The sequence below is a fragment of the Geobacillus sp. 46C-IIa genome, assembly GCF_014679505.1.
Taxonomy (GTDB): domain Bacteria; phylum Bacillota; class Bacilli; order Bacillales; family Anoxybacillaceae; genus Geobacillus.
The window spans coordinates 3,262,683-3,286,562 of sequence record NZ_CP061474.1 but is presented as its reverse complement, the minus strand read 5'-3'; the positions used below and the strand labels follow the sequence as shown (position 1 = coordinate 3,286,562).

39 protein-coding genes are annotated in these 23,880 nt (G+C 51.0%); all 39 read left to right on the top strand.

Annotated elements, in window-relative coordinates:
- Nucleotides 1–89 precede the first annotated feature (89 nt).
- Nucleotides 90–2,168: an elongation factor G gene (gene fusA, locus IC803_RS16530; protein ID WP_081210645.1), complete on the top strand. Its 2,079-nt coding sequence runs from the start codon at nt 90–92 to the stop codon at nt 2,166–2,168.
- A gap of 122 nt (nt 2,169–2,290) precedes the next feature.
- A complete protein-coding gene (gene tuf, locus IC803_RS16525; protein ID WP_063166994.1) occupies nt 2,291–3,478 on the top strand; it encodes an elongation factor Tu in 1,188 nt (395 codons plus the stop codon).
- A gap of 464 nt (nt 3,479–3,942) precedes the next feature.
- Entirely contained in the window at nt 3,943–4,251 is a 309-nt protein-coding gene (gene rpsJ / locus IC803_RS16520) for a 30S ribosomal protein S10 (RefSeq protein WP_008881945.1), read from the top strand.
- A gap of 25 nt (nt 4,252–4,276) precedes the next feature.
- Nucleotides 4,277–4,912, top strand: a complete 636-nt coding sequence (gene rplC / locus IC803_RS16515) for a 50S ribosomal protein L3 (protein WP_063166993.1) — start codon at nt 4,277–4,279, stop codon at nt 4,910–4,912.
- Nucleotides 4,913–4,941: 29 nt separating this feature from the next.
- A complete protein-coding gene (gene rplD / locus IC803_RS16510) occupies nt 4,942–5,565 on the top strand; it encodes a 50S ribosomal protein L4 (RefSeq protein ID WP_081210647.1) in 624 nt (207 codons plus the stop codon).
- Nucleotides 5,565–5,852, top strand: coding sequence for a 50S ribosomal protein L23 (rplW, locus tag IC803_RS16505; protein ID WP_081210649.1), 288 nt, complete (start codon nt 5,565–5,567; stop codon nt 5,850–5,852). Before rplD ends, rplW begins: the two co-directional genes overlap by 1 nt.
- Before the next feature lie 27 nt (nt 5,853–5,879).
- Nucleotides 5,880–6,710: a 50S ribosomal protein L2 gene (gene rplB, locus IC803_RS16500; protein WP_063166991.1), complete on the top strand. Its 831-nt coding sequence runs from the start codon at nt 5,880–5,882 to the stop codon at nt 6,708–6,710.
- A gap of 33 nt (nt 6,711–6,743) precedes the next feature.
- Nucleotides 6,744–7,022, top strand: coding sequence for a 30S ribosomal protein S19 (rpsS, locus tag IC803_RS16495; protein ID WP_003247570.1), 279 nt, complete (start codon nt 6,744–6,746; stop codon nt 7,020–7,022).
- A gap of 18 nt (nt 7,023–7,040) precedes the next feature.
- The gene (gene rplV, locus IC803_RS16490; protein WP_063166990.1) at nt 7,041–7,382 is read left to right on the top strand and encodes a 50S ribosomal protein L22; all 342 of its coding nucleotides are present in this window, start codon (nt 7,041–7,043) and stop codon (nt 7,380–7,382) included.
- 3 nt (nt 7,383–7,385) lie between these two features.
- Entirely contained in the window at nt 7,386–8,042 is a 657-nt protein-coding gene (rpsC, locus tag IC803_RS16485; protein WP_008881938.1) for a 30S ribosomal protein S3, read from the top strand.
- A 2-nt stretch (nt 8,043–8,044) separates the two neighbouring features.
- Nucleotides 8,045–8,470 (top strand): 50S ribosomal protein L16, encoded by a 426-nt coding sequence (gene rplP / locus IC803_RS16480; protein WP_011229627.1) that lies wholly within the window; start codon nt 8,045–8,047, stop codon nt 8,468–8,470.
- A complete protein-coding gene (rpmC, locus tag IC803_RS16475; RefSeq protein ID WP_081210651.1) occupies nt 8,470–8,670 on the top strand; it encodes a 50S ribosomal protein L29 in 201 nt (66 codons plus the stop codon). The genes rplP and rpmC overlap by 1 nt, the downstream gene beginning before the upstream one ends.
- Nucleotides 8,671–8,692: 22 nt before the next feature.
- Nucleotides 8,693–8,956, top strand: a complete 264-nt coding sequence (gene rpsQ / locus IC803_RS16470) for a 30S ribosomal protein S17 (protein WP_063166987.1) — start codon at nt 8,693–8,695, stop codon at nt 8,954–8,956.
- Nucleotides 8,957–9,005: 49 nt separating this feature from the next.
- Nucleotides 9,006–9,374, top strand: coding sequence for a 50S ribosomal protein L14 (rplN, locus tag IC803_RS16465; RefSeq protein ID WP_011229630.1), 369 nt, complete (start codon nt 9,006–9,008; stop codon nt 9,372–9,374).
- 36 nt (nt 9,375–9,410) lie between these two features.
- Nucleotides 9,411–9,722, top strand: coding sequence for a 50S ribosomal protein L24 (rplX, locus tag IC803_RS16460; RefSeq protein WP_063166986.1), 312 nt, complete (start codon nt 9,411–9,413; stop codon nt 9,720–9,722).
- A gap of 27 nt (nt 9,723–9,749) precedes the next feature.
- Complete coding sequence (gene rplE, locus IC803_RS16455) at nt 9,750–10,289, top strand: 50S ribosomal protein L5 (protein ID WP_081210653.1); 540 nt, start codon at nt 9,750–9,752, stop codon at nt 10,287–10,289.
- Between the two features lie 29 nt (nt 10,290–10,318).
- Nucleotides 10,319–10,504: a type Z 30S ribosomal protein S14 gene (locus IC803_RS16450; protein WP_003247599.1), complete on the top strand. Its 186-nt coding sequence runs from the start codon at nt 10,319–10,321 to the stop codon at nt 10,502–10,504.
- A gap of 33 nt (nt 10,505–10,537) precedes the next feature.
- Complete coding sequence (rpsH, locus tag IC803_RS16445) at nt 10,538–10,936, top strand: 30S ribosomal protein S8 (RefSeq protein ID WP_008881931.1); 399 nt, start codon at nt 10,538–10,540, stop codon at nt 10,934–10,936.
- Nucleotides 10,937–10,968: 32 nt separating this feature from the next.
- Entirely contained in the window at nt 10,969–11,505 is a 537-nt protein-coding gene (gene rplF / locus IC803_RS16440) for a 50S ribosomal protein L6 (RefSeq protein WP_081210655.1), read from the top strand.
- 33 nt (nt 11,506–11,538) lie between these two features.
- Nucleotides 11,539–11,901, top strand: coding sequence for a 50S ribosomal protein L18 (rplR, locus tag IC803_RS16435; RefSeq protein ID WP_081210657.1), 363 nt, complete (start codon nt 11,539–11,541; stop codon nt 11,899–11,901).
- Nucleotides 11,902–11,918: 17 nt separating this feature from the next.
- Nucleotides 11,919–12,419: a 30S ribosomal protein S5 gene (gene rpsE / locus IC803_RS16430; protein WP_081210659.1), complete on the top strand. Its 501-nt coding sequence runs from the start codon at nt 11,919–11,921 to the stop codon at nt 12,417–12,419.
- 13 nt (nt 12,420–12,432) lie between these two features.
- Nucleotides 12,433–12,621: a 50S ribosomal protein L30 gene (gene rpmD / locus IC803_RS16425; RefSeq protein WP_063166981.1), complete on the top strand. Its 189-nt coding sequence runs from the start codon at nt 12,433–12,435 to the stop codon at nt 12,619–12,621.
- 26 nt (nt 12,622–12,647) lie between these two features.
- Nucleotides 12,648–13,088: a 50S ribosomal protein L15 gene (gene rplO, locus IC803_RS16420; RefSeq protein WP_063166980.1), complete on the top strand. Its 441-nt coding sequence runs from the start codon at nt 12,648–12,650 to the stop codon at nt 13,086–13,088.
- The gene (gene secY / locus IC803_RS16415) at nt 13,088–14,380 is read left to right on the top strand and encodes a preprotein translocase subunit SecY (RefSeq protein ID WP_081210661.1); all 1,293 of its coding nucleotides are present in this window, start codon (nt 13,088–13,090) and stop codon (nt 14,378–14,380) included. Before rplO ends, secY begins: the two co-directional genes overlap by 1 nt.
- Nucleotides 14,381–14,423: 43 nt before the next feature.
- Nucleotides 14,424–15,077, top strand: coding sequence for an adenylate kinase (locus tag IC803_RS16410; protein WP_081210663.1), 654 nt, complete (start codon nt 14,424–14,426; stop codon nt 15,075–15,077).
- Entirely contained in the window at nt 15,074–15,820 is a 747-nt protein-coding gene (gene map, locus IC803_RS16405) for a type I methionyl aminopeptidase (protein WP_081210665.1), read from the top strand. The genes IC803_RS16410 and map overlap by 4 nt, the downstream gene beginning before the upstream one ends.
- A 116-nt stretch (nt 15,821–15,936) precedes the next feature.
- The gene (infA, locus tag IC803_RS16400) at nt 15,937–16,155 is read left to right on the top strand and encodes a translation initiation factor IF-1 (protein ID WP_008881922.1); all 219 of its coding nucleotides are present in this window, start codon (nt 15,937–15,939) and stop codon (nt 16,153–16,155) included.
- A 34-nt stretch (nt 16,156–16,189) separates the two neighbouring features.
- Nucleotides 16,190–16,303, top strand: a complete 114-nt coding sequence (rpmJ, locus tag IC803_RS16395) for a 50S ribosomal protein L36 (RefSeq protein WP_003247619.1) — start codon at nt 16,190–16,192, stop codon at nt 16,301–16,303.
- Between the two features lie 20 nt (nt 16,304–16,323).
- Nucleotides 16,324–16,689, top strand: a complete 366-nt coding sequence (gene rpsM, locus IC803_RS16390) for a 30S ribosomal protein S13 (protein ID WP_008881920.1) — start codon at nt 16,324–16,326, stop codon at nt 16,687–16,689.
- A gap of 25 nt (nt 16,690–16,714) precedes the next feature.
- Nucleotides 16,715–17,104 carry a 30S ribosomal protein S11 gene (rpsK, locus tag IC803_RS16385; RefSeq protein WP_008881919.1) on the top strand — a complete coding sequence of 130 codons (390 nt, stop codon included), beginning with the start codon at nt 16,715–16,717 and terminating at the stop codon, nt 17,102–17,104.
- A gap of 171 nt (nt 17,105–17,275) precedes the next feature.
- The gene (locus IC803_RS16380; RefSeq protein WP_081210667.1) at nt 17,276–18,220 is read left to right on the top strand and encodes a DNA-directed RNA polymerase subunit alpha; all 945 of its coding nucleotides are present in this window, start codon (nt 17,276–17,278) and stop codon (nt 18,218–18,220) included.
- Between the two features lie 114 nt (nt 18,221–18,334).
- Entirely contained in the window at nt 18,335–18,697 is a 363-nt protein-coding gene (gene rplQ / locus IC803_RS16375) for a 50S ribosomal protein L17 (RefSeq protein ID WP_033008689.1), read from the top strand.
- Nucleotides 18,698–18,814: 117 nt separating this feature from the next.
- Nucleotides 18,815–19,654 carry an energy-coupling factor ABC transporter ATP-binding protein gene (locus tag IC803_RS16370; RefSeq protein WP_081210669.1) on the top strand — a complete coding sequence of 280 codons (840 nt, stop codon included), beginning with the start codon at nt 18,815–18,817 and terminating at the stop codon, nt 19,652–19,654.
- The gene (locus IC803_RS16365) at nt 19,630–20,502 is read left to right on the top strand and encodes an energy-coupling factor ABC transporter ATP-binding protein (RefSeq protein ID WP_081210671.1); all 873 of its coding nucleotides are present in this window, start codon (nt 19,630–19,632) and stop codon (nt 20,500–20,502) included. Before IC803_RS16370 ends, IC803_RS16365 begins: the two co-directional genes overlap by 25 nt.
- Nucleotides 20,495–21,292: an energy-coupling factor transporter transmembrane component T family protein gene (locus tag IC803_RS16360; RefSeq protein ID WP_081210673.1), complete on the top strand. Its 798-nt coding sequence runs from the start codon at nt 20,495–20,497 to the stop codon at nt 21,290–21,292. Before IC803_RS16365 ends, IC803_RS16360 begins: the two co-directional genes overlap by 8 nt.
- A gap of 12 nt (nt 21,293–21,304) precedes the next feature.
- Nucleotides 21,305–22,069 (top strand): tRNA pseudouridine(38-40) synthase TruA, encoded by a 765-nt coding sequence (gene truA / locus IC803_RS16355; RefSeq protein WP_081210675.1) that lies wholly within the window; start codon nt 21,305–21,307, stop codon nt 22,067–22,069.
- Nucleotides 22,070–22,409: 340 nt separating this feature from the next.
- Entirely contained in the window at nt 22,410–22,847 is a 438-nt protein-coding gene (gene rplM, locus IC803_RS16350; protein WP_011229651.1) for a 50S ribosomal protein L13, read from the top strand.
- Between the two features lie 22 nt (nt 22,848–22,869).
- The gene (gene rpsI / locus IC803_RS16345) at nt 22,870–23,262 is read left to right on the top strand and encodes a 30S ribosomal protein S9 (RefSeq protein WP_020958388.1); all 393 of its coding nucleotides are present in this window, start codon (nt 22,870–22,872) and stop codon (nt 23,260–23,262) included.
- 122 nt (nt 23,263–23,384) lie between these two features.
- Nucleotides 23,385–23,825 carry a YbaK family protein gene (locus tag IC803_RS16340; protein WP_081210677.1) on the top strand — a complete coding sequence of 147 codons (441 nt, stop codon included), beginning with the start codon at nt 23,385–23,387 and terminating at the stop codon, nt 23,823–23,825.
- The last annotated feature ends 55 nt before the right edge of the window (nt 23,826–23,880 follow it).

Sequence of the window (23,880 nt, the reverse complement as noted above, 5' to 3'; positions counted from 1 at the left end):
TATAACTTCTCTAAAAAAAGAGATTGCGCCATAGATGGCGACGCCATCTGCTTATATTTTATTTTGTAAGGAAGGAGAAAATAACCACTATGGCAAGAGAGTTCTCCTTAGAAAACACTCGCAACATAGGGATCATGGCGCACATTGACGCCGGGAAAACGACGACGACGGAACGGATCTTGTTCTACACAGGCCGCGTTCATAAAATCGGGGAAGTGCACGAAGGCGCAGCCACGATGGACTGGATGGAGCAAGAGCAAGAACGCGGGATTACGATTACGTCGGCGGCGACAACGGCGCAATGGAAAGGCCATCGCATCAACATCATCGACACGCCGGGGCACGTCGACTTCACGGTTGAGGTTGAACGTTCGTTGCGCGTGTTGGACGGAGCCATTACAGTTCTTGATGCCCAATCCGGCGTAGAACCGCAAACGGAAACGGTTTGGCGTCAAGCGACCACATACGGTGTTCCGCGGATCGTATTCGTCAACAAAATGGACAAAATCGGCGCGGACTTCTTGTATGCGGTAAAAACGCTCCATGACCGCCTGCAAGCGAACGCTCATCCGGTGCAGCTGCCGATCGGCGCTGAAGATCAATTCACCGGCATTATCGACCTTGTCGAAATGTGCGCGTATCATTACCACGATGAGCTCGGCAAAAACATTGAGCGCATCGAAATCCCGGAAGACTACCGCGACTTGGCGGAAGAATATCACGGCAAACTCATTGAGGCCGTTGCGGAACTCGATGAAGAGCTGATGATGAAATATTTAGAAGGGGAAGAAATTACGAAAGAAGAGCTGAAAGCCGCGATCCGTAAAGCGACGATCAGCGTTGAATTCTACCCGGTTTTCTGCGGTTCGGCCTTTAAAAACAAAGGTGTTCAGCTGCTTCTTGACGGGGTTGTCGACTACTTGCCGTCTCCGGTAGACATTCCGGCGATTCGCGGTATCATTCCGGATACGGAAGAAGAAGTGACTCGCGAAGCGCGTGACGACGCTCCGTTTGCGGCGCTGGCGTTCAAAATCATGACTGACCCGTACGTCGGGAAATTGACGTTCTTCCGCGTCTACTCCGGAACGCTCGATTCCGGTTCGTACGTCATGAACTCGACGAAACGCAAACGTGAACGGATCGGCCGCTTGCTGCAAATGCACGCGAACCACCGTCAAGAAATCTCGAAAGTCTATGCCGGCGACATTGCTGCGGCCGTAGGTTTAAAAGAAACAACGACCGGCGATACTCTTTGTGATGAGAAAAATCTCGTCATCCTCGAGTCGATGCAATTCCCAGAGCCGGTTATTTCGGTGGCGATCGAACCGAAATCGAAAGCCGATCAAGACAAGATGGGTCAAGCGCTGCAAAAACTGCAAGAGGAAGACCCGACGTTCCGTGCGCATACCGATCCGGAAACAGGGCAAACGATCATTTCCGGGATGGGCGAGCTGCACCTCGACATTATCGTCGACCGGATGCGCCGCGAATTCAAAGTCGAAGCGAACGTCGGTGCGCCGCAAGTTGCTTACCGTGAAACGTTCCGCAAGTCGGCGCAAGTTGAAGGCAAATTCATTCGCCAGTCTGGCGGTCGCGGTCAATACGGTCACGTTTGGATCGAATTCTCGCCGAACGAGCGCGGCAAAGGCTTTGAATTTGAAAATGCCATCGTCGGCGGGGTCGTTCCGAAAGAGTACGTGCCGGCCGTTCAAGCTGGATTGGAAGAAGCGATGCAAAACGGCGTCTTAGCCGGCTATCCGGTTGTCGACATTAAAGCGAAACTGTTCGACGGATCGTACCACGATGTCGACTCGAGTGAGATGGCGTTCAAAATTGCTGCTTCGTTGGCGCTGAAAAACGCTGCAACGAAGTGTGACCCGGTTCTGCTTGAACCGATTATGAAAGTGGAAGTCGTCATCCCTGAGGAATACCTTGGTGACATTATGGGTGACATCACATCCCGCCGCGGCCGCGTTGAAGGGATGGAAGCGCGCGGGAACGCCCAAGTTGTTCGTGCCATGGTGCCGCTGGCCGAAATGTTCGGTTATGCTACATCGCTCCGTTCGAACACGCAAGGGCGCGGAACGTTCTCGATGGTGTTTGACCATTACGAAGAAGTTCCGAAAAACATCGCCGATGAAATTATCAAAAAAAATAAAGGCGAATAATTGATTTCTCTTGCTAGTTTCGCTATAAATACTTATGTAAGACTTGGGAACATTTTGTTCCCAAGCATCCTATACTTACTTAACTATATCAATCCATATTTTATTTAAGGAGGATCTTTCTCATGGCTAAAGCGAAATTTGAGCGTACGAAACCGCACGTCAACATTGGCACGATCGGCCACGTTGACCATGGGAAAACGACGTTGACAGCTGCGATCACAACAGTTCTTGCGAAACAAGGGAAAGCGGAAGCAAGAGCGTACGACCAAATCGACGCAGCTCCGGAAGAGCGTGAACGCGGAATCACGATTTCGACAGCGCACGTTGAGTATGAAACGGACGCTCGTCACTATGCGCACGTTGACTGCCCAGGCCACGCTGACTACGTGAAAAACATGATCACGGGCGCAGCGCAAATGGACGGCGCGATCCTTGTTGTATCGGCTGCTGACGGTCCGATGCCGCAAACGCGCGAACACATTCTTCTCTCCCGCCAAGTCGGTGTACCGTACATCGTTGTTTTCTTGAACAAATGCGACATGGTGGACGACGAAGAATTGCTTGAACTCGTTGAAATGGAAGTTCGCGATCTTCTCTCTGAATACGACTTCCCGGGCGACGAAGTGCCGGTCATCAAAGGTTCGGCATTAAAAGCGCTCGAAGGCGACCCGCAATGGGAAGAAAAAATCATTGAACTGATGAACGCGGTTGACGAGTACATCCCGACTCCGCAACGTGAAGTAGACAAACCGTTCATGATGCCGGTTGAGGACGTTTTCTCGATCACAGGCCGCGGTACGGTTGCGACGGGCCGTGTTGAGCGCGGTACGTTAAAAGTCGGCGACCCGGTTGAAATTATCGGTCTTTCGGACGAGCCGAAAACGACGACGGTTACGGGTGTAGAAATGTTCCGTAAGCTGCTTGACCAAGCGGAAGCTGGCGACAACATCGGTGCGCTTCTCCGCGGTGTATCGCGTGACGAAGTTGAGCGCGGCCAAGTATTGGCGAAACCGGGCTCGATCACGCCGCACACGAAATTTAAAGCGCAAGTTTACGTTCTGACGAAAGAAGAAGGCGGACGCCATACTCCGTTCTTCTCGAACTACCGTCCGCAATTCTACTTCCGTACAACGGACGTAACGGGCATCATCACGCTTCCGGAAGGCGTAGAAATGGTTATGCCTGGCGACAACGTTGAAATGACGGTTGAACTGATCGCTCCGATCGCGATCGAGGAAGGAACAAAATTCTCGATCCGTGAAGGCGGCCGCACGGTTGGTGCTGGTTCCGTATCGGAAATCATTGAGTAATTGAATGAAAAAGGATGTCCAGCAACTGGACATCCTTTTTCTTTTGACCGTTCGCTTTGGCTATGAAATTTTCTCTTCGTGCAAGCCTAAGAAGGGAGACTTAATCTGCGGCGGCGGTTTTATCATTCGGCCTCGTTCTATATCGTCTATATCGGAAATGATCTTGAACAGCGGCGGCATGGCGAGGGCGCTCTTTTTTCTTTTGGCGGCGTCTTTTCCAAATCCCACCGCCTATGTATCGTGTTGAAAACGATGCGGCTGCTATGTATAATGAAGAAGTGTGGGAAAAGCGAAGAAATGACTTGCAATCTCGCTTACATACGAGTATAATATCAAATGTTGGTCTTTGACTGCGATGAAGCGGAAGGTTGCTGACACACCCGGCCGCTTTGCCACGGCCATGTGCGGGAAATTTCCGCGGAGAAGTCTATTTTCAAAATAGGCGAAGAAGGAGGGAAAACCAAATGGCAAAAGAAAAAATTCGCATTCGTTTAAAAGCTTATGATCATCGGATTTTAGACCAATCGGCGGAGAAAATCGTCGAAACCGCAAAACGTTCTGGAGCAAAGGTGTCGGGTCCGATCCCGCTGCCGACGGAAAGAACGGTCTATACGATTTTGCGTGCCGTTCACAAGTACAAAGACTCCCGTGAACAATTTGAAATGCGGACACATAAACGTTTGATCGACATCATTAATCCGACTCCGCAAACGGTGGATTCGTTAATGCGGTTAGATTTGCCGTCGGGCGTTGATATTGAAATTAAACTGTAATCTAGTCGACTAGGAGGTGTGACAAATGACGAAAGGAATCTTAGGAAGAAAAATCGGTATGACGCAAGTATTTGCGGAAAACGGCGATTTGATTCCGGTAACCGTCATCGAAGCGACGCCGAACGTCGTGCTGCAAAAGAAAACGATCGAAAACGACGGTTACGAAGCGATTCAATTAGGTTTTGAAGATGTAAGCGTAAAACGCGCCAACAAACCGCAAATCGGCCATGCTGCCAAAGCAAACACGGCACCTAAGCGCTTCATTCGTGAAATCCGTGGCGCCAACGTGGATGAATATGAAGTTGGCCAAGAAGTAAAAGTTGACATTTTTAGTGAAGGCGACATCGTCGATGTCACGGGCATTTCCAAAGGGAAAGGCTTCCAAGGTGTTATTAAACGTCACGGCCAATCGCGCGGACCAATGGCTCACGGTTCCCGTTACCATCGTCGTCCAGGTTCGATGGGGGCGATCGCGCCGAACCGCGTATTTAAAACGAAAAACTTGCCAGGCCGCACAGGCGGTGAGCGGGTCACGATCCAAAACTTGAAAATTGTCAAAGTTGATCCAGAACGCAACTTGTTGCTCATTAAAGGCAACGTACCAGGCCCGAGAAAAGGGTTAGTCATCGTGAAAAGCGCCGTTAAAGCGAAGGCGAAATAACACTTGGCCAAGAAAGGAGGAACTACGTAATGCCAAAAGTAGCATTATATAACCAAAACGGTCAGACGATCGGAGAAATCGAATTAAACGATGCCGTTTTTGGGATTGAACCGAATAAACACGTATTGTTCGAAGCAGTCATTATGCAACGCGCCTCGATGCGCCAAGGAACACACAAAACGAAAAATCGCGCTGAAGTGAGCGGCGGCGGCCGCAAACCATGGCGTCAAAAAGGGACTGGACGCGCCCGTCAAGGTTCGATTCGCGCTCCGCAATGGCGCGGCGGCGGTACGGTCTTTGGTCCGGTTCCGCGCGACTACAGCTACAAACTGCCGAAAAAAGTTCGCCGTTTAGCCATTAAATCGGCACTGTCCTCGAAAGTGCTGGAAAACGAAATTGTTGTATTGGACCAACTGTCGCTTGAAGCACCGAAAACGAAAGAAATGGTAAAAATTTTAAATAACCTCGCGGTTGACCGGAAGGCGCTCATTGTGACCGACGAACTGAACGAAAACGTTTATTTGTCGGCGCGCAACATCCCGGGCGTCAAAGTCGTTTCTGCCAACGGCATCAACGTGCTTGACGTGTTAAACCATGACAAGCTCGTCATTACGAAGGCGGCCGTGGAGAAAGTAGAGGAGGTGCTTGCATAATGAAAGACCTTCGCGACATTATTAAGCGCCCCATCATCACGGAAAATACGATGAACTTGGTCGGGCAACGGAAATATACGTTTGAAGTTGACGTCAAAGCGAACAAAACGGAAGTGAAAGACGCTGTTGAGAAAATCTTTGGCGTCAAAGTTGAAAAAGTCAACATTATGAACTATAAAGGGAAATTTAAACGCGTCGGCCGTTACAGCGGCTACACGAACCGCCGCCGCAAAGCGATCGTAACGCTGACGCCGGACAGCAAAGAAATCGAACTGTTCGAAGTGTAATATTCATGACGAAGGAGGGACATACCGATGGCGATTAAAAAGTATAAACCGACATCGAACGGCCGTCGCGGCATGACGGTGCTTGATTTCTCGGAAATTACGACAGATCAGCCGGAAAAATCGCTGCTTGCCCCGTTGAAGAAAAAAGCGGGCCGCAACAACCAAGGGAAAATCACGGTTCGCCATCAAGGCGGTGGCCATAAGCGCCAATACCGGATTATCGATTTTAAACGTGACAAAGACGGAATTCCTGGACGCGTTGCTACGATCGAATACGATCCGAACCGTTCGGCGAATATCGCACTCATCAACTATGCTGACGGCGAGAAACGCTACATTCTCGCGCCGAAAAACTTAAAAGTCGGCATGGAAATCATGTCTGGCCCGGACGCAGACATTAAAGTTGGCAATGCGCTGCCGCTTGAGAACATTCCGGTCGGTACGCTCGTCCACAACATCGAGCTGAAACCAGGCCGTGGCGGTCAATTGGTGCGTGCAGCCGGCACATCGGCGCAAGTGCTCGGGAAAGAGGGTAAATACGTTATCATTCGTTTAGCTTCTGGCGAAGTGCGCATGATTTTAGGCAAATGCCGTGCCACAGTCGGTGAAGTAGGCAACGAGCAACACGAACTTGTCAACATCGGGAAAGCAGGGCGCGCTCGCTGGTTAGGCATCCGCCCGACAGTTCGCGGTTCGGTTATGAACCCGGTTGATCACCCGCACGGTGGTGGTGAAGGGAAAGCACCGATCGGACGCAAATCGCCGATGACGCCATGGGGCAAACCGACGCTCGGATACAAAACGCGCAAAAAGAAAAACAAATCGGATAAATTCATCGTCCGTCGCCGCAAGAAGTAATGAACGAGCGCAATTAAGAAGGGAGGTTCACTTATGGGTCGCAGCTTGAAAAAAGGTCCATTTTGCGATGAACATTTGATGAAAAAAATTGAAAAGCTCAATGAAACTGGGCAAAAACAAGTGATCAAAACATGGTCTCGCCGTTCGACGATCTTCCCGCAGTTTGTCGGCCATACGATCGCCGTATATGACGGCCGCAAACATGTACCGGTCTACATTACAGAGGACATGGTCGGACATAAACTTGGTGAATTTGCGCCGACGCGCACGTTCCGCGGCCATGCCGGCGATGACAAGAAAACAAAACGGTAATGAGAGGAGGTTCTGAATATGCAAGCTAAAGCTGTTGCGAGAACCGTTCGCATCGCTCCTCGTAAAGCGCGCTTAGTCATTGATTTGATCCGCGGGAAAGAAGTCGGTGAAGCGTTCGCCATTTTGCGTCACACGCCGAAAGCCGCTTCCCCGATCATCGAGAAAGTGTTGAAATCGGCTGTTGCCAACGCTGAACATAACTATGACATGGACATCAACAACTTAGTTGTTTCTCAAGCGTACGTAGACGAAGGCCCGACGCTGAAACGTTTCCGTCCGCGCGCGATGGGACGGGCAAGCGCCATTAATAAACGCACAAGCCACATTACAATCGTCGTTTCAGAAAAGAAGGAGGGATAATCCGTGGGTCAAAAGGTCAACCCGATCGGTCTGCGCATCGGCATCATTCGTGACTGGGAATCGAGATGGTATGCGGAAAAAGACTATGCAGATCTGTTGCACGAGGACTTAAAAGTCCGCGAATACATTAACAAACGCCTGCAAGACGCGGCCGTCTCCCGCGTGGAGATTGAACGTGCAGCCAACCGCGTCAACGTAACGATCCATACAGCCAAACCGGGCATGGTCATCGGGAAAGGCGGTTCGGAAGTTGAAGCGCTCCGCAAAGCGCTCGCGCAATTGACTGGCAAACGTGTCCATATTAACATCGTCGAAATTAAAAAGCCGGATTTGGACGCGAAACTCGTTGCTGAAAATATCGCTCGCCAGTTGGAAAACCGCGTTTCGTTCCGCCGGGCGCAAAAACAAGCCATTCAACGGGCGATGCGCGCTGGGGCAAAAGGGATTAAAACGATGGTTTCCGGCCGTTTAGGCGGTGCCGATATCGCTCGTTCGGAACATTACAGCGAGGGGACAGTTCCACTCCATACGTTGCGCGCTGACATCGACTATGCAACGGCAGAAGCGGATACCACGTACGGAAAAATCGGCGTCAAAGTATGGATTTATCGTGGGGAAGTCCTTCCGACAAAGAAAAAAGCTGAGGAAGGAGGAAAATAATCATGTTAATGCCAAAACGCGTCAAATATCGCCGTGAACATCGCGGACGGATGAAAGGCCGCGCGAAAGGCGGTACGGAAGTTCATTTCGGTGAATTCGGCTTGCAAGCATTAGAATCAGCTTGGATTACAAACCGACAAATCGAAGCAGCCCGCCGGGCGATGACCCGTTACATGAGACGGGGCGGGAAAGTATGGATTCGCATTTTCCCATCCAAACCGTATACAGCTAAGCCGCTTGAAGTGCGGATGGGTTCCGGTAAAGGGGCGCCGGAAGGATGGGTTGCTGTTGTCAAACCGGGCAAAGTCATGTTTGAAGTGGGCGGTGTTTCCGAGGAAGTGGCACGTGAAGCATTGCGTTTGGCTTCTCACAAGCTTCCGATCAAATGCAAATTCGTAAAACGTGAAGAAACTGGTGGTGAAGCGTAATGAAAGCGAAAGAAATCCGTGATTTGACCACTGCCGAAATCGAGCAAAAAATTCAAACGTTGAAGGAAGAATTATTCAACCTTCGCTTCCAGCTGGCGACAGGCCAACTGGAAAACACGGCGCGCATCCGCCAAGTGCGCAAAGACATCGCCCGTATGAAAACGATCATTCGCGAACGAGAGCTCGCTGCCAATAAATAATGTTTGAGAGGAGGTTTGCGGAATGAGCGAACGCAATCAACGCAAAGTGTACGTCGGACGGGTCGTATCGGACAAAATGGACAAAACGATTACCGTTTTAGTTGAAACGTACAAAAAACATCCGTTATACGGCAAACGCGTGAAATACTCGAAAAAATATAAAGCACACGATGAACATAACGTTGCGAAAGTCGGCGACATCGTAAAAATTATGGAAACTCGCCCGCTGTCGGCAACGAAACGCTTCCGCTTAGTAGAAGTCGTCGAAAAGGCAGTTGTTCTGTAATCGTTCTTCATTTAGTTCGGGGAGATAATTCCGAAAGGAGGTTTCGTCGATGATTCAACAAGAATCTCGCTTAAAAGTAGCTGATAACTCTGGCGCACGCGAAGTGCTTGTCATTAAAGTGCTCGGAGGTTCGGGCCGCCGCTACGCGAACATCGGCGATGTCGTTGTAGCTACGGTTAAAGATGCGACGCCAGGTGGCGTTGTTAAAAAAGGTCAAGTCGTTAAAGCGGTTGTCGTCCGCACGAAGCGCGGGGTACGCCGTCCAGATGGTTCGTACATCCGTTTTGACGAAAACGCCTGCGTCATTATTCGTGATGACAAAAGCCCGCGCGGCACGCGTATTTTTGGGCCGGTTGCCCGCGAATTGCGCGATAAAGACTTCATGAAAATCATTTCTTTAGCTCCGGAAGTTATTTAATGGAACGGAATCACGTTTCAAGGAGGTGCGAATGCGATGCATGTAAAAAAAGGTGATAAAGTGCAAGTAATCTCCGGCAAAGACAAAGGCAAACAAGGCGTCATCCTAGCGGCATTTCCGAAGAAAAACCGCGTCATCGTTGAAGGTGTCAACATCGTGAAAAAGCACGCGAAACCGTCGCAAGCAAATCCGCAAGGCGGCATTATTGAAAAAGAAGCGCCGATCCACGTTTCCAAAGTGATGCCGTTAGATCCGAAAACAGGTGCGCCGACGCGTATCGGCTACAAAATTGTCGACGGCAAAAAAGTGCGCTATGCGAAAAAATCCGGAGAGATTTTAGATAAATAACCGTGATGCAAGAAAGGAGGTACCTTTATGAACCGCCTGAAAGAGAAATATCTAAAAGAAGTCGTGCCTGCTCTCATGAGCAAGTTCAACTATAAATCGATCATGCAAGTTCCGAAAATCGAAAAGATCGTCATTAACATGGGTGTCGGCGATGCGGTACAAAACCCGAAAGCATTAGACAGCGCCGTAGAAGAGTTGACATTGATCGCTGGCCAACGCCCGGTTGTGACGCGCGCGAAAAAATCAATCGCCGGCTTCCGCCTCCGTCAAGGAATGCCGATCGGCGCGAAAGTCACATTGCGCGGCGAACGGATGTATGAATTTCTCGACAAATTGATCTCGGTCTCGCTTCCGCGCGTGCGCGACTTCCGCGGCGTATCGAAAAAGGCGTTTGACGGGCGCGGCAACTATACGCTCGGCATTAAAGAGCAGCTCATTTTCCCAGAGATCGACTACGATAAAGTCAACAAAGTGCGCGGCATGGATATCGTGATCGTCACGACGGCCAACACGGATGAAGAAGCGCATGAACTGTTAACGTTGCTCGGCATGCCATTCCAAAAATAATGATCCCATAACACAAGGGAGGCGAAATCGTGGCTAAAAAATCGATGATCGCGAAACAAAAACGGACGCCAAAGTTTAAAGTGAGAGCGTACACCCGCTGCGAGCGCTGCGGCCGCCCGCATTCGGTTTACCGCAAATTTAAACTTTGCCGTATTTGTTTCCGTGAACTCGCATATAAAGGTCAACTTCCAGGCATTAAAAAAGCCAGCTGGTAATCAACCCATTGATTGGGAAGGAGGTAAAACAAAATGGTGATGACAGATCCAATTGCTGATATGCTGACTCGCATCCGCAATGCGAACATGGTGCGTCACGAAAAACTCGAAGTCCCGGCTTCGAAAATCAAGCGGGAAATCGCCGAGATTTTAAAGCGCGAAGGGTTTATTCGTGATGTGGAATATATCGAAGACAACAAACAAGGGATTCTCCGCATTTTCTTGAAATACGGTCCGAACAACGAACGCGTCATTACCGGGCTGAAACGCATCAGCAAACCGGGGCTGCGCGTGTACGTCAAAGCCCACGAAGTGCCGCGCGTCTTAAACGGCTTAGGGATCGCCATTCTCTCGACGTCGCAAGGCATTTTAACGGATAAAGAAGCTCGTCAAAAAGGCACGGGCGGCGAAGTAATCGCCTACGTTTGGTAATTTATTCGCTCAAGAATGGAGGTGTTTTTGACATGTCACGTGTCGGCAAAAAACCAATTGAAATTCCTGCCGGTGTCACTGTCACGGTGAACGGCAATACGGTTACGGTCAAAGGGCCGAAAGGGGAATTAACCCGCACGTTCCACCCGGATATTACGATCAACGTTGAAGACAATGTGATCACCGTTACACGCCCAAGCGATGAGAAGCAACATCGCGCGCTCCATGGCACGACGCGCAGCTTGCTCGCTAACATGGTCGAAGGCGTTTCGAAAGGCTATGAAAAAGCACTTGAGCTCGTCGGTGTCGGATACCGTGCATCGAAACAAGGGAAAAAACTTGTATTAAGCGTCGGTTACTCCCACCCGGTAGAAATTGAACCGGAAGAGGGGCTCGAAATTGAAGTGCCTGCAGCGACGAAAATCATCGTCAAAGGGGCAGACAAGCAACGCGTCGGCGAACTGGCAGCCAACATTCGCGCCGTACGTCCGCCGGAGCCGTATAAAGGCAAAGGCATTCGCTACGAAGGCGAACTTGTGCGCTTAAAAGAAGGCAAAACTGGTAAATAACGCGGCATAGCGAAGCGAAAGGAGTGACATTCGATGATCACGAAAGTTGACCGAAACGCGGTCCGTAAAAAAAGACACGCGCGCATCCGCAAAAAAATCGTCGGCACGGCTGAACGTCCGCGGTTGAGCGTGTTCCGTTCGAACAAACATATTTACGCGCAAATTATCGACGATACGAAATCGGCAACGATTGTCAGCGCCTCAACATTGGATAAAGAGTTCGGCTTAGATTCGACAAACAACATTGATGCGGCGAAAAAAGTCGGCGAGCTTGTCGCCAAACGGGCGTTAGAAAAAGGCATTAAACAAGTCGTGTTCGACCGTGGCGGGTATTTGTATCATGGACGGGTTAAAGCATTAGCGGATGCCGCCCGCGAAGTCGGCTTGGAATTCTAATTAAAGGAGGGACAACGATGCGTCGTATCGATCCAAACAAACTTGAATTGGAAGAGCGTGTAGTCGCGGTAAACCGTGTAGCAAAAGTCGTGAAAGGCGGACGTCGCCTGCGCTTTTCGGCTTTAGTCGTCGTCGGCGATAAGAACGGCCATGTCGGATTTGGCACAGGGAAAGCGCAAGAAGTTCCGGAAGCGATCCGCAAGGCGATTGAAGATGCGAAGAAAAACTTAATGGAAGTGCCGATCGTTGGCACGACGATTCCGCATGAAGTGGTCGGCCATTTTGGTGCTGGGGAAATCATTTTAAAACCGGCTTCCGAAGGTACCGGGGTTATCGCCGGTGGTCCGGCTCGCGCGGTATTGGAGCTGGCGGGCATCAGCGACATTTTGTCGAAATCGATCGGTTCGAACACGCCAATCAACATGGTGCGCGCAACGTTCGATGGATTAAAGCAATTAAAACGCGCCGAAGACGTAGCAAAATTGCGCGGCAAAACAGTCGAGGAACTGTTAGGATAAGGAGGGAACGATCATGGCAAAAAAATTGGCGATTACCCTCACGCGCAGCGTGATTGGCCGTCCGGAAGACCAACGCATTACCGTAAAGACACTCGGCTTGCGGAAAATGCATCAAACGGTCGTTCATAATGACAATCCTGCCATCCGTGGGATGATTAATAAAGTCGCTCACCTTGTGAAAGTAAAAGAAATCGAAGAATAAATGGGATCATAAGGAGGTGCTTCGCCATGAAACTTCATGAATTGCAACCAGCGCCGGGTTCCCGGAAGAAAGCTGTCCGTGTCGGCCGCGGGATCGGTTCGGGCAACGGCAAAACGTCTGGCCGCGGCCATAAAGGTCAAAAAGCCCGCTCCGGCGGAGGGGTTCGCCTTGGTTTTGAAGGGGGCCAAACGCCTTTGTTCCGCCGCCTGCCGAAACGCGGGTTCACGAACATCAACCGAAAAGAATACGCGGTAGTCAACTTAGATAAACTGAACATTTTTGAAGACGGCACGGAAGTTACACCGGAATTGCTGCTTGAAACAGGTGTGATCAGCAAGCTGAAGTCGGGCGTGAAAATTTTAGGCAAAGGCCAAATCGAGAAAAAGTTAACGGTCAAAGCGCATAAGTTCTCGGCATCGGCGAAAGAAGCCATTGAGGCGGCTGGCGGTAAAACTGAGGTGATTTAATGTTTCGGACAATCTCCAACTTTATGCGCGTCAGTGATATTCGAAACAAAATCATTTTCACTCTTCTTATGCTCATCGTGTTCCGCATCGGAACATTCATCCCTGTTCCGAGCGTGAACACCGATGTATTAAAACTGCAAGATGAATTAAATGCGTTCGGCGTCCTGAACATTTTTGGCGGCGGGGCGCTGCAAAACTTTTCGATTTTTGCCATGGGGGTTATGCCCTACATTACGGCATCCATTATCGTCCAGCTGCTGCAAATGGACGTCGTTCCGAAATTCACGGAATGGTCGAAGCAAGGCGAGATGGGCCGGCGTAAATTAGCTCAGTTTACCCGCTATTTTACGATTGTGCTTGGATTTATCCAGGCGCTCGGCATGTCCTACGGCTTCAACAATTTGGCCGGCGGGATGCTCATTCAAAATCCGGGCATTGGCACGTATTTGTTGATCGCGGTTGTCTTGACCGCTGGCACAGCCTTTTTAATGTGGCTTGGCGAACAGATCACCGCCAAAGGCGTCGGGAACGGGATTTCGATCATTATTTTTGCGGGGATCGTTTCCGGCATTCCGACGATCTTGAACCAAATTTACGCCCAACAATTTGAAAATGTCGGAGAAGACTTGTTTTTGCGCATTGTCCGGCTGCTGCTCGTAGCGCTGGCAGTGGTTGCTGTTATTGTTGGCGTTATTTACATTCAGCAGGCGTTCCGGAAAATACCGATTCAATATGCAAAGCGGCTTGAAGGCCGAAACCCGGTCGGCGGTCATTCAACCCACTTGCCGCTCAAAGTGAATCCAGCCGGGGTCATTCCGGTCATTTTCGCCGTATCGTTTTTAATTGCACCACCGACGATTGCATCGTTTTTTGGCACGAATGACGTAACATTGTGGATTCGCCGAACGTTTGACTATACTCATCCGATTGGCATGACGATCTATGTCGTGCTTATTATCGCGTTCACGTACTTTTACGCGTTTGTTCAAGTCAACCCCGAACAGATGGCCGATAACTTGAAGAAGCAAGGCGGCTATATCCCAGGCATCCGCCCTGGAAAAAATACGCAAGAGTATGTCACGCAAATTTTATACCGATTGACGTTGGTCGGTTCGCTCTTTTTAGCGGTCATTGCCGTGCTGCCCGTGTTCTTTGTGAACTTTGCGAACTTGCCGCCTTCCGCACAAATCGGCGGTACGAGCTTGCTCATCGTTGTCGGCGTGGCTCTTGAGACGATGAAACAGCTTGAGAGCCAGCTGGTAAAACGCCATTACCGAGGATTCATCAAATAAAGAAGGCAAGAGTGGCCAGTTCTTGCCGGTAGGGGGAGTTAGGATGAATTTAGTGCTGATGGGGCTGCCAGGTGCCGGCAAAGGCACGCAAGCCGAGAAGATTGTAGAAACGTATGGAATTCCGCACATTTCAACCGGGGATATGTTTCGGGCGGCGATCAAAGAAGGGACACCGTTAGGATTGCAGGCGAAACAATATATAGACCGCGGCGACCTTGTTCCGGATGAGGTGACGATCGGCATCGTCCGTGAACGGTTGAGCAAAGATGATTGCCAAAACGGCTTTTTGCTTGACGGGTTTCCGCGCACGGTCGCCCAAGCGGAGGCACTGGAAACGATGCTGGCTGAAATCGGCCGCAAGCTTGACTATGTCATCCATATCGATGTTCGCCAAGACGTGTTAATGGAGCGCCTCACAGGCAGACGAATTTGCCGCAACTGCGGAGCGACATACCATCTTGTCTTTCACCCACCGGCTCAGCCGGGCGTATGCGACAAATGCGGAGGCGAGCTGTACCAGCGCGCTGACGATAATGAAGAGACGGTGGCTAACCGGTTAGAAGTCAACACGAAACAAATGAAGCCATTGCTCGATTTCTACGAGCAAAAAGGCTATTTGCGCCACATTAACGGCGAACAAGAAATGGAAAAAGTATTTGCGGACATTCGCGAATTGCTCGGGGGACTCGCTCGATGATCATTTATAAGACCGCGCATGAAATTGCTCTGATGCGCGAGGCGGGAAAAATCGTTTCCCTTACCTTAGAAGAGCTGAGAAAGCATATTCGCCCCGGGGTAACGACAAAGGAACTGGACGCCATTGCGGAGGAAGTGATTCGTTCCCATGGCGCCATTCCGTCGTTTAAAGGATATCAAGGGTTTCCGGGGAGCATTTGCGCCTCGGTGAATGAGGAACTCGTGCACGGAATTCCCGGCGATCGCATGTTGCTTGAGGGCGACATTATTACGGTTGATGTAGGGGCTCAGTATGAAGGGTATCATGCTGACTCAGCCTGGACGTATCCGGTTGGGGAGATCGACGCCGAGACAAAGCGGCTGCTTGACGTGACGGAACAATCGTTGTATGTTGGACTCGCAGAGGCGAAACCAGGCGTCCGTTTGACGAACATTTCCCATGCGATTCAAGCGTACGTCGAAGCGCACCATTTTTCCGTCGTCCGCGAGTATGTCGGGCACGGAATTGGTCAACACTTACATGAAGACCCGCAAATCCCTCATTACGGTCCACCGAACAAAGGACCGATTTTGCGGCCGGGGATGACCTTATGCATCGAACCGATGGTCAATGCGGGCAGCCGTTACGTGAAAACATTGGCTGACGATTGGACTGTCGTCACGGTGGACGGAAAACGGTGTGCCCATTTCGAACATACGATTGTTATTACGGAGCATGGCTATGAAATTTTAACCGTTTCTTAACAGCTCCGAGTGCCGTGGCAACGGCCATGAGGAGCTGATGTAGATATCGCCCGCCTTATGTCCGTTCGGTTTTGCGTAACACAATGTTACTCATTCGAAGGAGGGAGAGCCGCTCGATGGCGAAAGACGATGTAATTGAAGTGGAAGGCACCGTCATTGAAACATTGCCAAATGCGATGTTTCGTGTAGAATTAGAAAATGGGCACACGGTGTTGGCCCATGTGTCCGGCAAAATCCGCATGCACTTCATCCGCATTTTGCCTGGCGATAAAGTGACGGTCGAGTTGTCGCCGTATGATTTGACGCGTGGACGGATTACGTATCGATATAAATAAAGAATGCACTCCGTTTAATAGGGAGGTAAACAACATGAAAGTGAGACCATCTGTCAAACCGATTTGCGAAAAATGTAAAGTCATTCGCAGACGCGGCAAAGTAATGGTCATTTGTGAAAATCCGAAACATAAACAACGTCAAGGGTAATTTCCAAGGAGGTGTACAATATGGCACGTATTGCAGGTGTCGACATTCCGCGCGATAAACGAGTAGTCATTTCGTTAACATACATTTATGGGATCGGCAAACCGACTGCGCAAAAAATCTTAAAAGAAGCAGGCGTATCGGAGGATACACGCGTTCGCGATTTAACGGAAGAGGAGCTTGGCCGCATTCGTGAAATCGTCGGCCGCTTGAAAGTGGAAGGCGATCTGCGCCGTGAAGTATCGTTAAACATTAAGCGGTTAATGGAAATCGGCTGCTATCGCGGCCTGCGTCATCGCCGCGGGTTGCCGGTTCGCGGTCAAAACACGAAAAACAATGCCCGCACGCGCAAAGGCCCGCGCCGTACGGTAGCGAACAAGAAAAAATAATCACGCAAAGGAGGTCATTTGACGAATGGCACGCAGAACAAACACTCGCAAACGCCGCGTAAGAAAAAATATTGATACGGGCATTGCCCATATTCGTTCGACTTTCAACAACACGATCGTAACGATTACGGACGTTCATGGCAACGCCATTGCTTGGTCGAGCGCTGGCGCATTAGGATTCAAAGGTTCGCGCAAATCGACGCCATTTGCAGCGCAAATGGCCGCAGAGGCAGCGGCGAAAGCGTCGATGGAACATGGCATGAAAACGGTCGAAGTGAACGTGAAAGGCCCTGGGGCTGGCCGTGAGGCAGCGATCCGTGCGTTGCAAGCAGCCGGATTGGAAATTACGGCGATCAAAGACGTCACTCCAATCCCGCACAATGGATGCCGTCCGCCAAAACGTCGCCGCGTGTAACGCCTCTGTATAGAATTTGAACCATTGTCAATAATGGGATATGATAAAGACCATGACAGGGAAGCCGGCTTCGTCCGCCGGCAAGCGTAGATATAGATTCATGGGGGAATGTTATTAGGCGTGTACCGTTTGGTCGGGGTCTCGACGTTTTGAAGGAGGGTATAATAATCGATGATTGAAATTGAAAAGCCGAAAATTGAAACGGTCGAACTGAGCGAAGATGCCAAATACGGCAAATTCGTAGTCGAACCGCTTGAGCGTGGATATGGTACAACCTTAGGGAACTCCTTACGTCGTATCCTATTGTCTTCACTCCCTGGTGCGGCTGTGACATCGGTGCAAATCGACGGTGTACTGCACGAGTTTTCAACGATTGAGGGCGTCGTCGAGGATGTGACAGCCATCATTTTGAATGTTAAAAAGCTAGCGTTGAAAATTTACTCAGACGAAGAGAAAACGTTGGAAATCGATGTGCAGGGTGAAGGAGTTGTCACGGCTGCCGATATTACTCACGACAGCGATGTAGAAATTTTAAACCCGGACCTTCATATTGCTACGCTGGCGGAAGGCGGTCGCCTGCGCATGCGCATGACCGCTAGACGGGGGCGGGGGTATGTCCCGGCTGAGGCGAACAAGCGCGAAGACCAGCCAATCGGCGTGATTCCGATCGACTCCATTTATACGCCGGTCTCCCGAGTTTCCTATCAAGTCGAGAACACGCGGGTCGGTCAGGTGACAGACTATGACAAATTGACGATTGACGTGTGGACCGACGGAAGCATCGGGCCGAAAGAGGCCATTTCCCTTGGGGCGAAAATTTTAACCGAGCACTTGAACATTTTTGTCGGCCTGACGGATGAAGCACAAAATGCCGAGATCATGGTAGAGAAAGAGGACGACCAAAAAGAAAAAGTGCTCGAAATGACGATCGAGGAACTCGATCTTTCTGTCCGTTCCTACAACTGCTTGAAACGTGCCGGCATCAACACCGTTCAGGAGCTGACGCAAAAAACGGAAGAAGATATGATGAAAGTGCGCAATCTCGGCCGCAAATCGCTTGAAGAAGTGAAGGCGAAGCTGTCCGAGCTGGGGCTTAGCTTGCGTAAAGACGATTAAGCACCAGTCTCCGCCGGCGGGGTGGAAACGCGCGTTAGCATAGATTTCGCGTTGGGCGTCAACCGATTATGACGGCAATGAGGAACACATTATTTTACAAGGGAGGGACATTCGATGTCGTACAGAAAATTAGGACGCACGACTTCTCAACGAAAAGCATTGCTTCGCGATTTAGCAACGGACTTAATCATCAACGAACGCATCGAAACGACTGAGGCACGGGCAAAAGAATTGCGCTCGGTCATTGAAAAAATGATCACGCTCGGCAAACGCGGCGATTTGCATGCCCGCCGCCAAGCAGCGGCGTTTATTCGCAAGGAAGTCGCCAATAGCGAAACCGGCCAAGATGCGCTGCAAAAGTTGTTCAGCGACATTGCGCCGCGCTATCAAGATCGCCAAGGCGGCTATACGCGCATTATGAAACTTGGTCCTCGCCGCGGTGACGGGGCGCCGATGGTCATTATCGAACTCGTGTAACGGTTTTATTTCAACAAGGGCGAGACAGTTTCTTTTGAACTGGATCTATGCCCTTTTTTGTTTACCATCATTTAGAAAAGTATAGTTGAGAATGTGACGAGGCGAGGAGAAACCATTATGGCCGAACCGATCCTTTCGATCGAAGGAGTGTATTTCCGTTATCCGAACCAATCGGAGTATGCGGTGCAAAACGTGAGCTTCCAAGCCGAGCGCGGAGAGTGGCTGGCGATTGTCGGCCATAACGGATCGGGCAAGTCGACCATCGCCCGGCTGTTGATCGGTCTGCTTCGGCCGGAGCGGGGCGCCATTCGCCTGTTCGGGCGCCTCCTTGATGAAACGACCGTTTGGGATGTACGCCGCCGTGTCGGCATGGTGTTCCAAAATCCAGATAACCAATTTGTTGGGACGACCGTCGAAGACGATATCGCCTTTGCCCTCGAGAACAACGGCATCCCGCGCGATGAAATGGTCGAGCGCATCCATGAAGCTGTCCGTCAAGTGCATATGGAGTCGTTTCTCGAGCACGAGCCGCACCGGCTTTCCGGCGGGCAAAAGCAGCGCGTTGCCATCGCCGGCATTTTGGCGCTTCGCCCTGATATGATCATTTTGGACGAGGCGACATCGATGCTCGATCCGCGCGGAAGGGAAGAAGTGCTTGATACGGTGCGCCGCCTAAACCGCCAGCGGCGCATCACGGTCGTATCGATCACGCACGATCTCGAAGAAGCGGCGAAAGCGGACCGCATGATCGTCATGAACAAAGGAGAAGTCGTGGCAGAAGGGGTGCCGGAGCACGTTTTCCGGCTTGGAGGCAAGCTTGAGCGCATCGGGCTTGATCTGCCGTTTGCCGTGAAAATGGGCGGCCGCTTGCGGGAACAAGGCATCCCGCTGCGGGAGGGATACTTCACGACGGAGGAGTTGGTCGAGGAGCTATGGACATTGTATTCGAAAAAGTAGAGTATGTGTACAATGCGCGTTCGCCGTTTGCCCGCCGCGCGCTATATGACGTGAATGTAGCCATTGCGGGCGGGATGTATGTCGCCATTGTTGGCCATACCGGCTCGGGGAAATCGACGCTCCTTCAGCACTTAAATGGCTTGTTGCAGCCGACAAGCGGTACGGTGAAGATCGGCCAAGAGACGATTACCGGCACCCGGCGGCCAAAGCAGCTCAAACCGTTGCGCAAAAAAGTCGGGATTGTGTTTCAGTTCCCAGAACATCAACTGTTCGAAGAAACGGTTGAGAAAGATATTTGCTTTGGTCCGCTCAACTTCGGCGTGCCCGAGGAAGAAGCGAAACGAAAGGCAAAGGAACTGATCAAGCTTGTCGGGCTTAGCGAGGACGTGCTGGCTAAATCGCCGTTTGACTTAAGCGGCGGACAAATGCGGCGCGTCGCTATTGCCGGCGTGCTGGCGCTTGAGCCGGAAGTGATCGTGCTTGATGAGCCGACCGCTGGGCTTGATCCTCGTGGTCGCAAAGAAATCATGGAGATGTTTTATCGTCTCCATCGTGAAAAACAGCTCACGACCGTGCTCGTCACCCACAGTATGGAAGATGCCGCCCAATACGCGGATGAAATCGTCGTCATGCACGAAGGAACCGTATGGGGACAAGGGACGCCGGAACAGATTTTTCGTGACGCCGAGCGGCTTGCCGCTATCGGCTTAAGCGTACCGGAAACGGTCAAGTTGAAGCAGGAGCTAGAAAAACGGTTTGGCGTCACCATTCCGTCGCCATGCTTAACGATCGAACAGACGGTTGACGCCATCCGCCAATTGTTTTCTAAGGTGAGCGTCCATGACTAATCATTTGATTATCGGGCAATATGTGCCCGGCCATTCGCTGGTTCACCGTTTAGATCCACGCGCGAAGTTGCTGATCGTGTTTGCCTACGTCCTCATCGTTTTTTTGGCGAACAATGTGGCAACCTATGCGGTGCTGTCGTTGTTTACGTTCGTTTTTGCGGCGCTGTCGCGCATCCCGCTTTCGTTCATTATGCGCGGCTTAAAGCCGATTTTATGGGTCGTTTTGTTTACGATGTTATTGCATGTATTTATGACGAAAGAAGGGGACGTTGTTTACCGGATCGGCGCCCTTTCCATTCATGAAGACGGCATTCGGCAAGGGATCTTTATTTCGTTGCGGTTTTTGCTGCTCGTGCTCATGACGACGATGCTGACGCTGACGACAACGCCGATTGAAGTGACTGATGGTGTGGAAAGCTTGCTCGAGCCGCTCAAAAAAATGCGCGTGCCCGTGCATGAGCTCGCCTTAATGATGGCGATTTCGCTTCGCTTTATTCCGACGCTCATGGAAGAAGCGGAAAAAATTATGAAGGCGCAGGCAGCGCGCGGCGTCGACTTTTCCGGCGGCCGTTTTTCCGAACGGGTGAAAGCGATCGTCTCGCTGCTTGTGCCGCTGTTTATCAGCTCGTTTAAACGGGCCGACGAGCTGGCGACAGCCATGGAAGCGCGCGGCTATCGCGGCGGGGAAGGACGGACGAAATTTCGCCAGCTCGTCTGGAAGCCGTTGGACACCGCTTTTTTAGCCGCCACTGCGCTATTGGCTGTATTGCTCTTTCTATTACGCTCATAGCGGAGGACTGTTATGACACGACGGATGAAATGCGTGATAGCGTATGATGGCACGGATTTTTCCGGCTATCAAGTTCAGCCGGGAAAACGGACGGTGCAAGGCGAGCTCGAGGGAGTGCTCAAGCGGATGCATAAAGGGGATGACGTGCGGGCCGCAGCTTCGGGGAGGACGGACGCCGGCGTTCACGCCTACGGGCAAGTCATTCATTTCGATACGCCGCTCGCTCTTTCCCCTGAGCAGTGGAAAAAGGCGTTAAACGCCCAGCTTCCGGACGATATCGCCGTCCGCTCGGTGGACGAGGCAGACCGCACATTTCATGCCCGTTTTTCCGCCAAAGCGAAAGAGTATCGCTATAACGTATGGACCGCGGCCGAACGCGACGTATTTCGCCGCTATTATTGCGCATGGCACCCGTATCCGCTTCACATAGACGCCATGAATGAGGCGCTCGGCTTGCTGAAGGGGACACACGATTTTACGAGCTTTTGTTCGGCCAAAACAGCGATTGAGGACCGTGTGCGCACCATTTACCAAGCCGAAATTGAAGCGGACGGTCCAATGCTTCAATTTCGTTTTATCGGCACCGGCTTTTTATACAATATGGTCCGCATCATCGTCGGCACGGTGCTTGAGGTCGGTCAAGGGAAGCGGCCCCCTGCCGACATCAAGTCGCTGCTTGCGGCGAAAGACCGGCGGCTCGCCGGCCCAACCGCACCAGCCGAAGGGCTGTACTTATGGCATGTGTACTATGACCGTGAAAGTTTCGATCATAAATAGAGGAGCTGCCGTTTTTTCACATCGATTAGCCAAAAGCGCCTCAAGCATCGCGGATGCGGGTGTTTCCTCTCGCTTTGCATGGGAAGGAGGCCAAGCGTCTGTTTGAAATGGATGGAAGAAGAATCTGGTGCGCACTGCCCTTAAAGGTGAAACGGGAAACTCCCGCTTCTGCAAGTGGAGGCATGACAACGAATCCTCGTGTAACATTTTCTTGACATTGGCGCGCCGGCAAGCTATCATATCATATGGCATGTATTTTCCACGATTAGCCCCGGACAGCAATCGTGTTGAAATAAACAATCCACTTACTTGTTCATTTTTCTTTTAGGAGGGAACTACATTGCGTACGACTTACATGGCGAAACCAAATGAAGTAGAGCGTAAATGGTACGTTGTCGACGCAGCTGGCAAAACGTTAGGCCGTTTAGCTAGCGAAGTAGCGGCGCTGTTGCGCGGCAAGCATAAACCGACGTTCACTCCACACGTCGACTGCGGGGATCACGTGATCGTCATCAATGCGGACAAAGTCGAACTGACAGGGAAAAAATTAACGAAAAAATTGTACTATCGCCACAGCTTATATCCAGGCGGTCTGAAAGTAAGAACAGCGCTCGAAATGCGCACGAACTATCCGGAACAAATGATTGAACGGGCGGTGCGCGGCATGCTTCCAAAAGGCAGCCTTGGCCGTCAAATGTTCAAAAAACTGCACGTTTACCGCGGAAGCGAGCATCCGCATCAAGCGCAAAAACCGGAAGTATACGAACTTCGCGGATAATTGACAAGGGAGGGTATTTATTTTGGCACAAGTACAATATTACGGTACAGGTCGTCGCAAAAGCTCAGTTGCCCGCGTCCGCCTCGTCCCGGGCGATGGACGCATCATCGTCAATAAACAAGACATTCGTGAGTACATTCCGTCGGAAGCGCTCATCGAAATGGTAAAACAGCCGCTCGTTTTGACGGAAACGCTCGGTAGCTATGACGTTTTAGTAAACGTCCAAGGCGGCGGATTTGCTGGCCAAGCTGGCGCCATTCGCCACGGCATCGCCCGCGCGCTGCTTGAAGTGGATCCGGAATTCCGCGCGGTATTGAAGCGCGCTGGTTTGCTGACGCGCGATGCCCGTGTCAAAGAGCGGAAAAAATATGGACTCAAAGGCGCCCGCCGCGCTCCGCAGTTCTCGAAACGTTAATCATATCCGTCTGCTCCAGCCCAGCCAATTTGGCTGGGCTTTTTGCTTATTTCTGCCTTTCGTCCGCGCGTATGTTTGCGTCTGATCGTTAAACACTACATCGTAGAGGAGCGTGAAAAACGATGGCAGTCATCACTTCATTGGTGGAGAAAAGGCAGGAAAAGCAGCTTCGGTATGAGCGAAAAATGTTGCGGGAATTATCGCTCGAGAAATTGCGGGCCAAAGTGCTTGAACATTTTTCCCCTTTCTACCATATGTATCGAATTTTCCCGTCTGTTGTCGAGGAAGGCTGCATTGACTTGGCCATTGAAGCGTACTTGCTTGGCGCCCATTACAGCCGGTTCGGCTATTACGGGGAACCGGCCGACAGCGTGCGCCAGCGCTGCGCCCAAGAGGAGAAATATTTGGTCGATACGCTGTTTGACTTTCTTTGCTTTTGGGGAAATATCGAGGATGACATCCGAGGCGAGTCGCTTTACTATGCATGTGAGCAATATATCGGCAGCTGGTGGACAGAAGGATTTGAACGAGGAAAAAAACGGCATCGGTTAAAACTTCATTAAATCAGTTCTATTCCCGCGCCTTGTCCCATATAAGATAGAGAAGGGAAACGCGCGG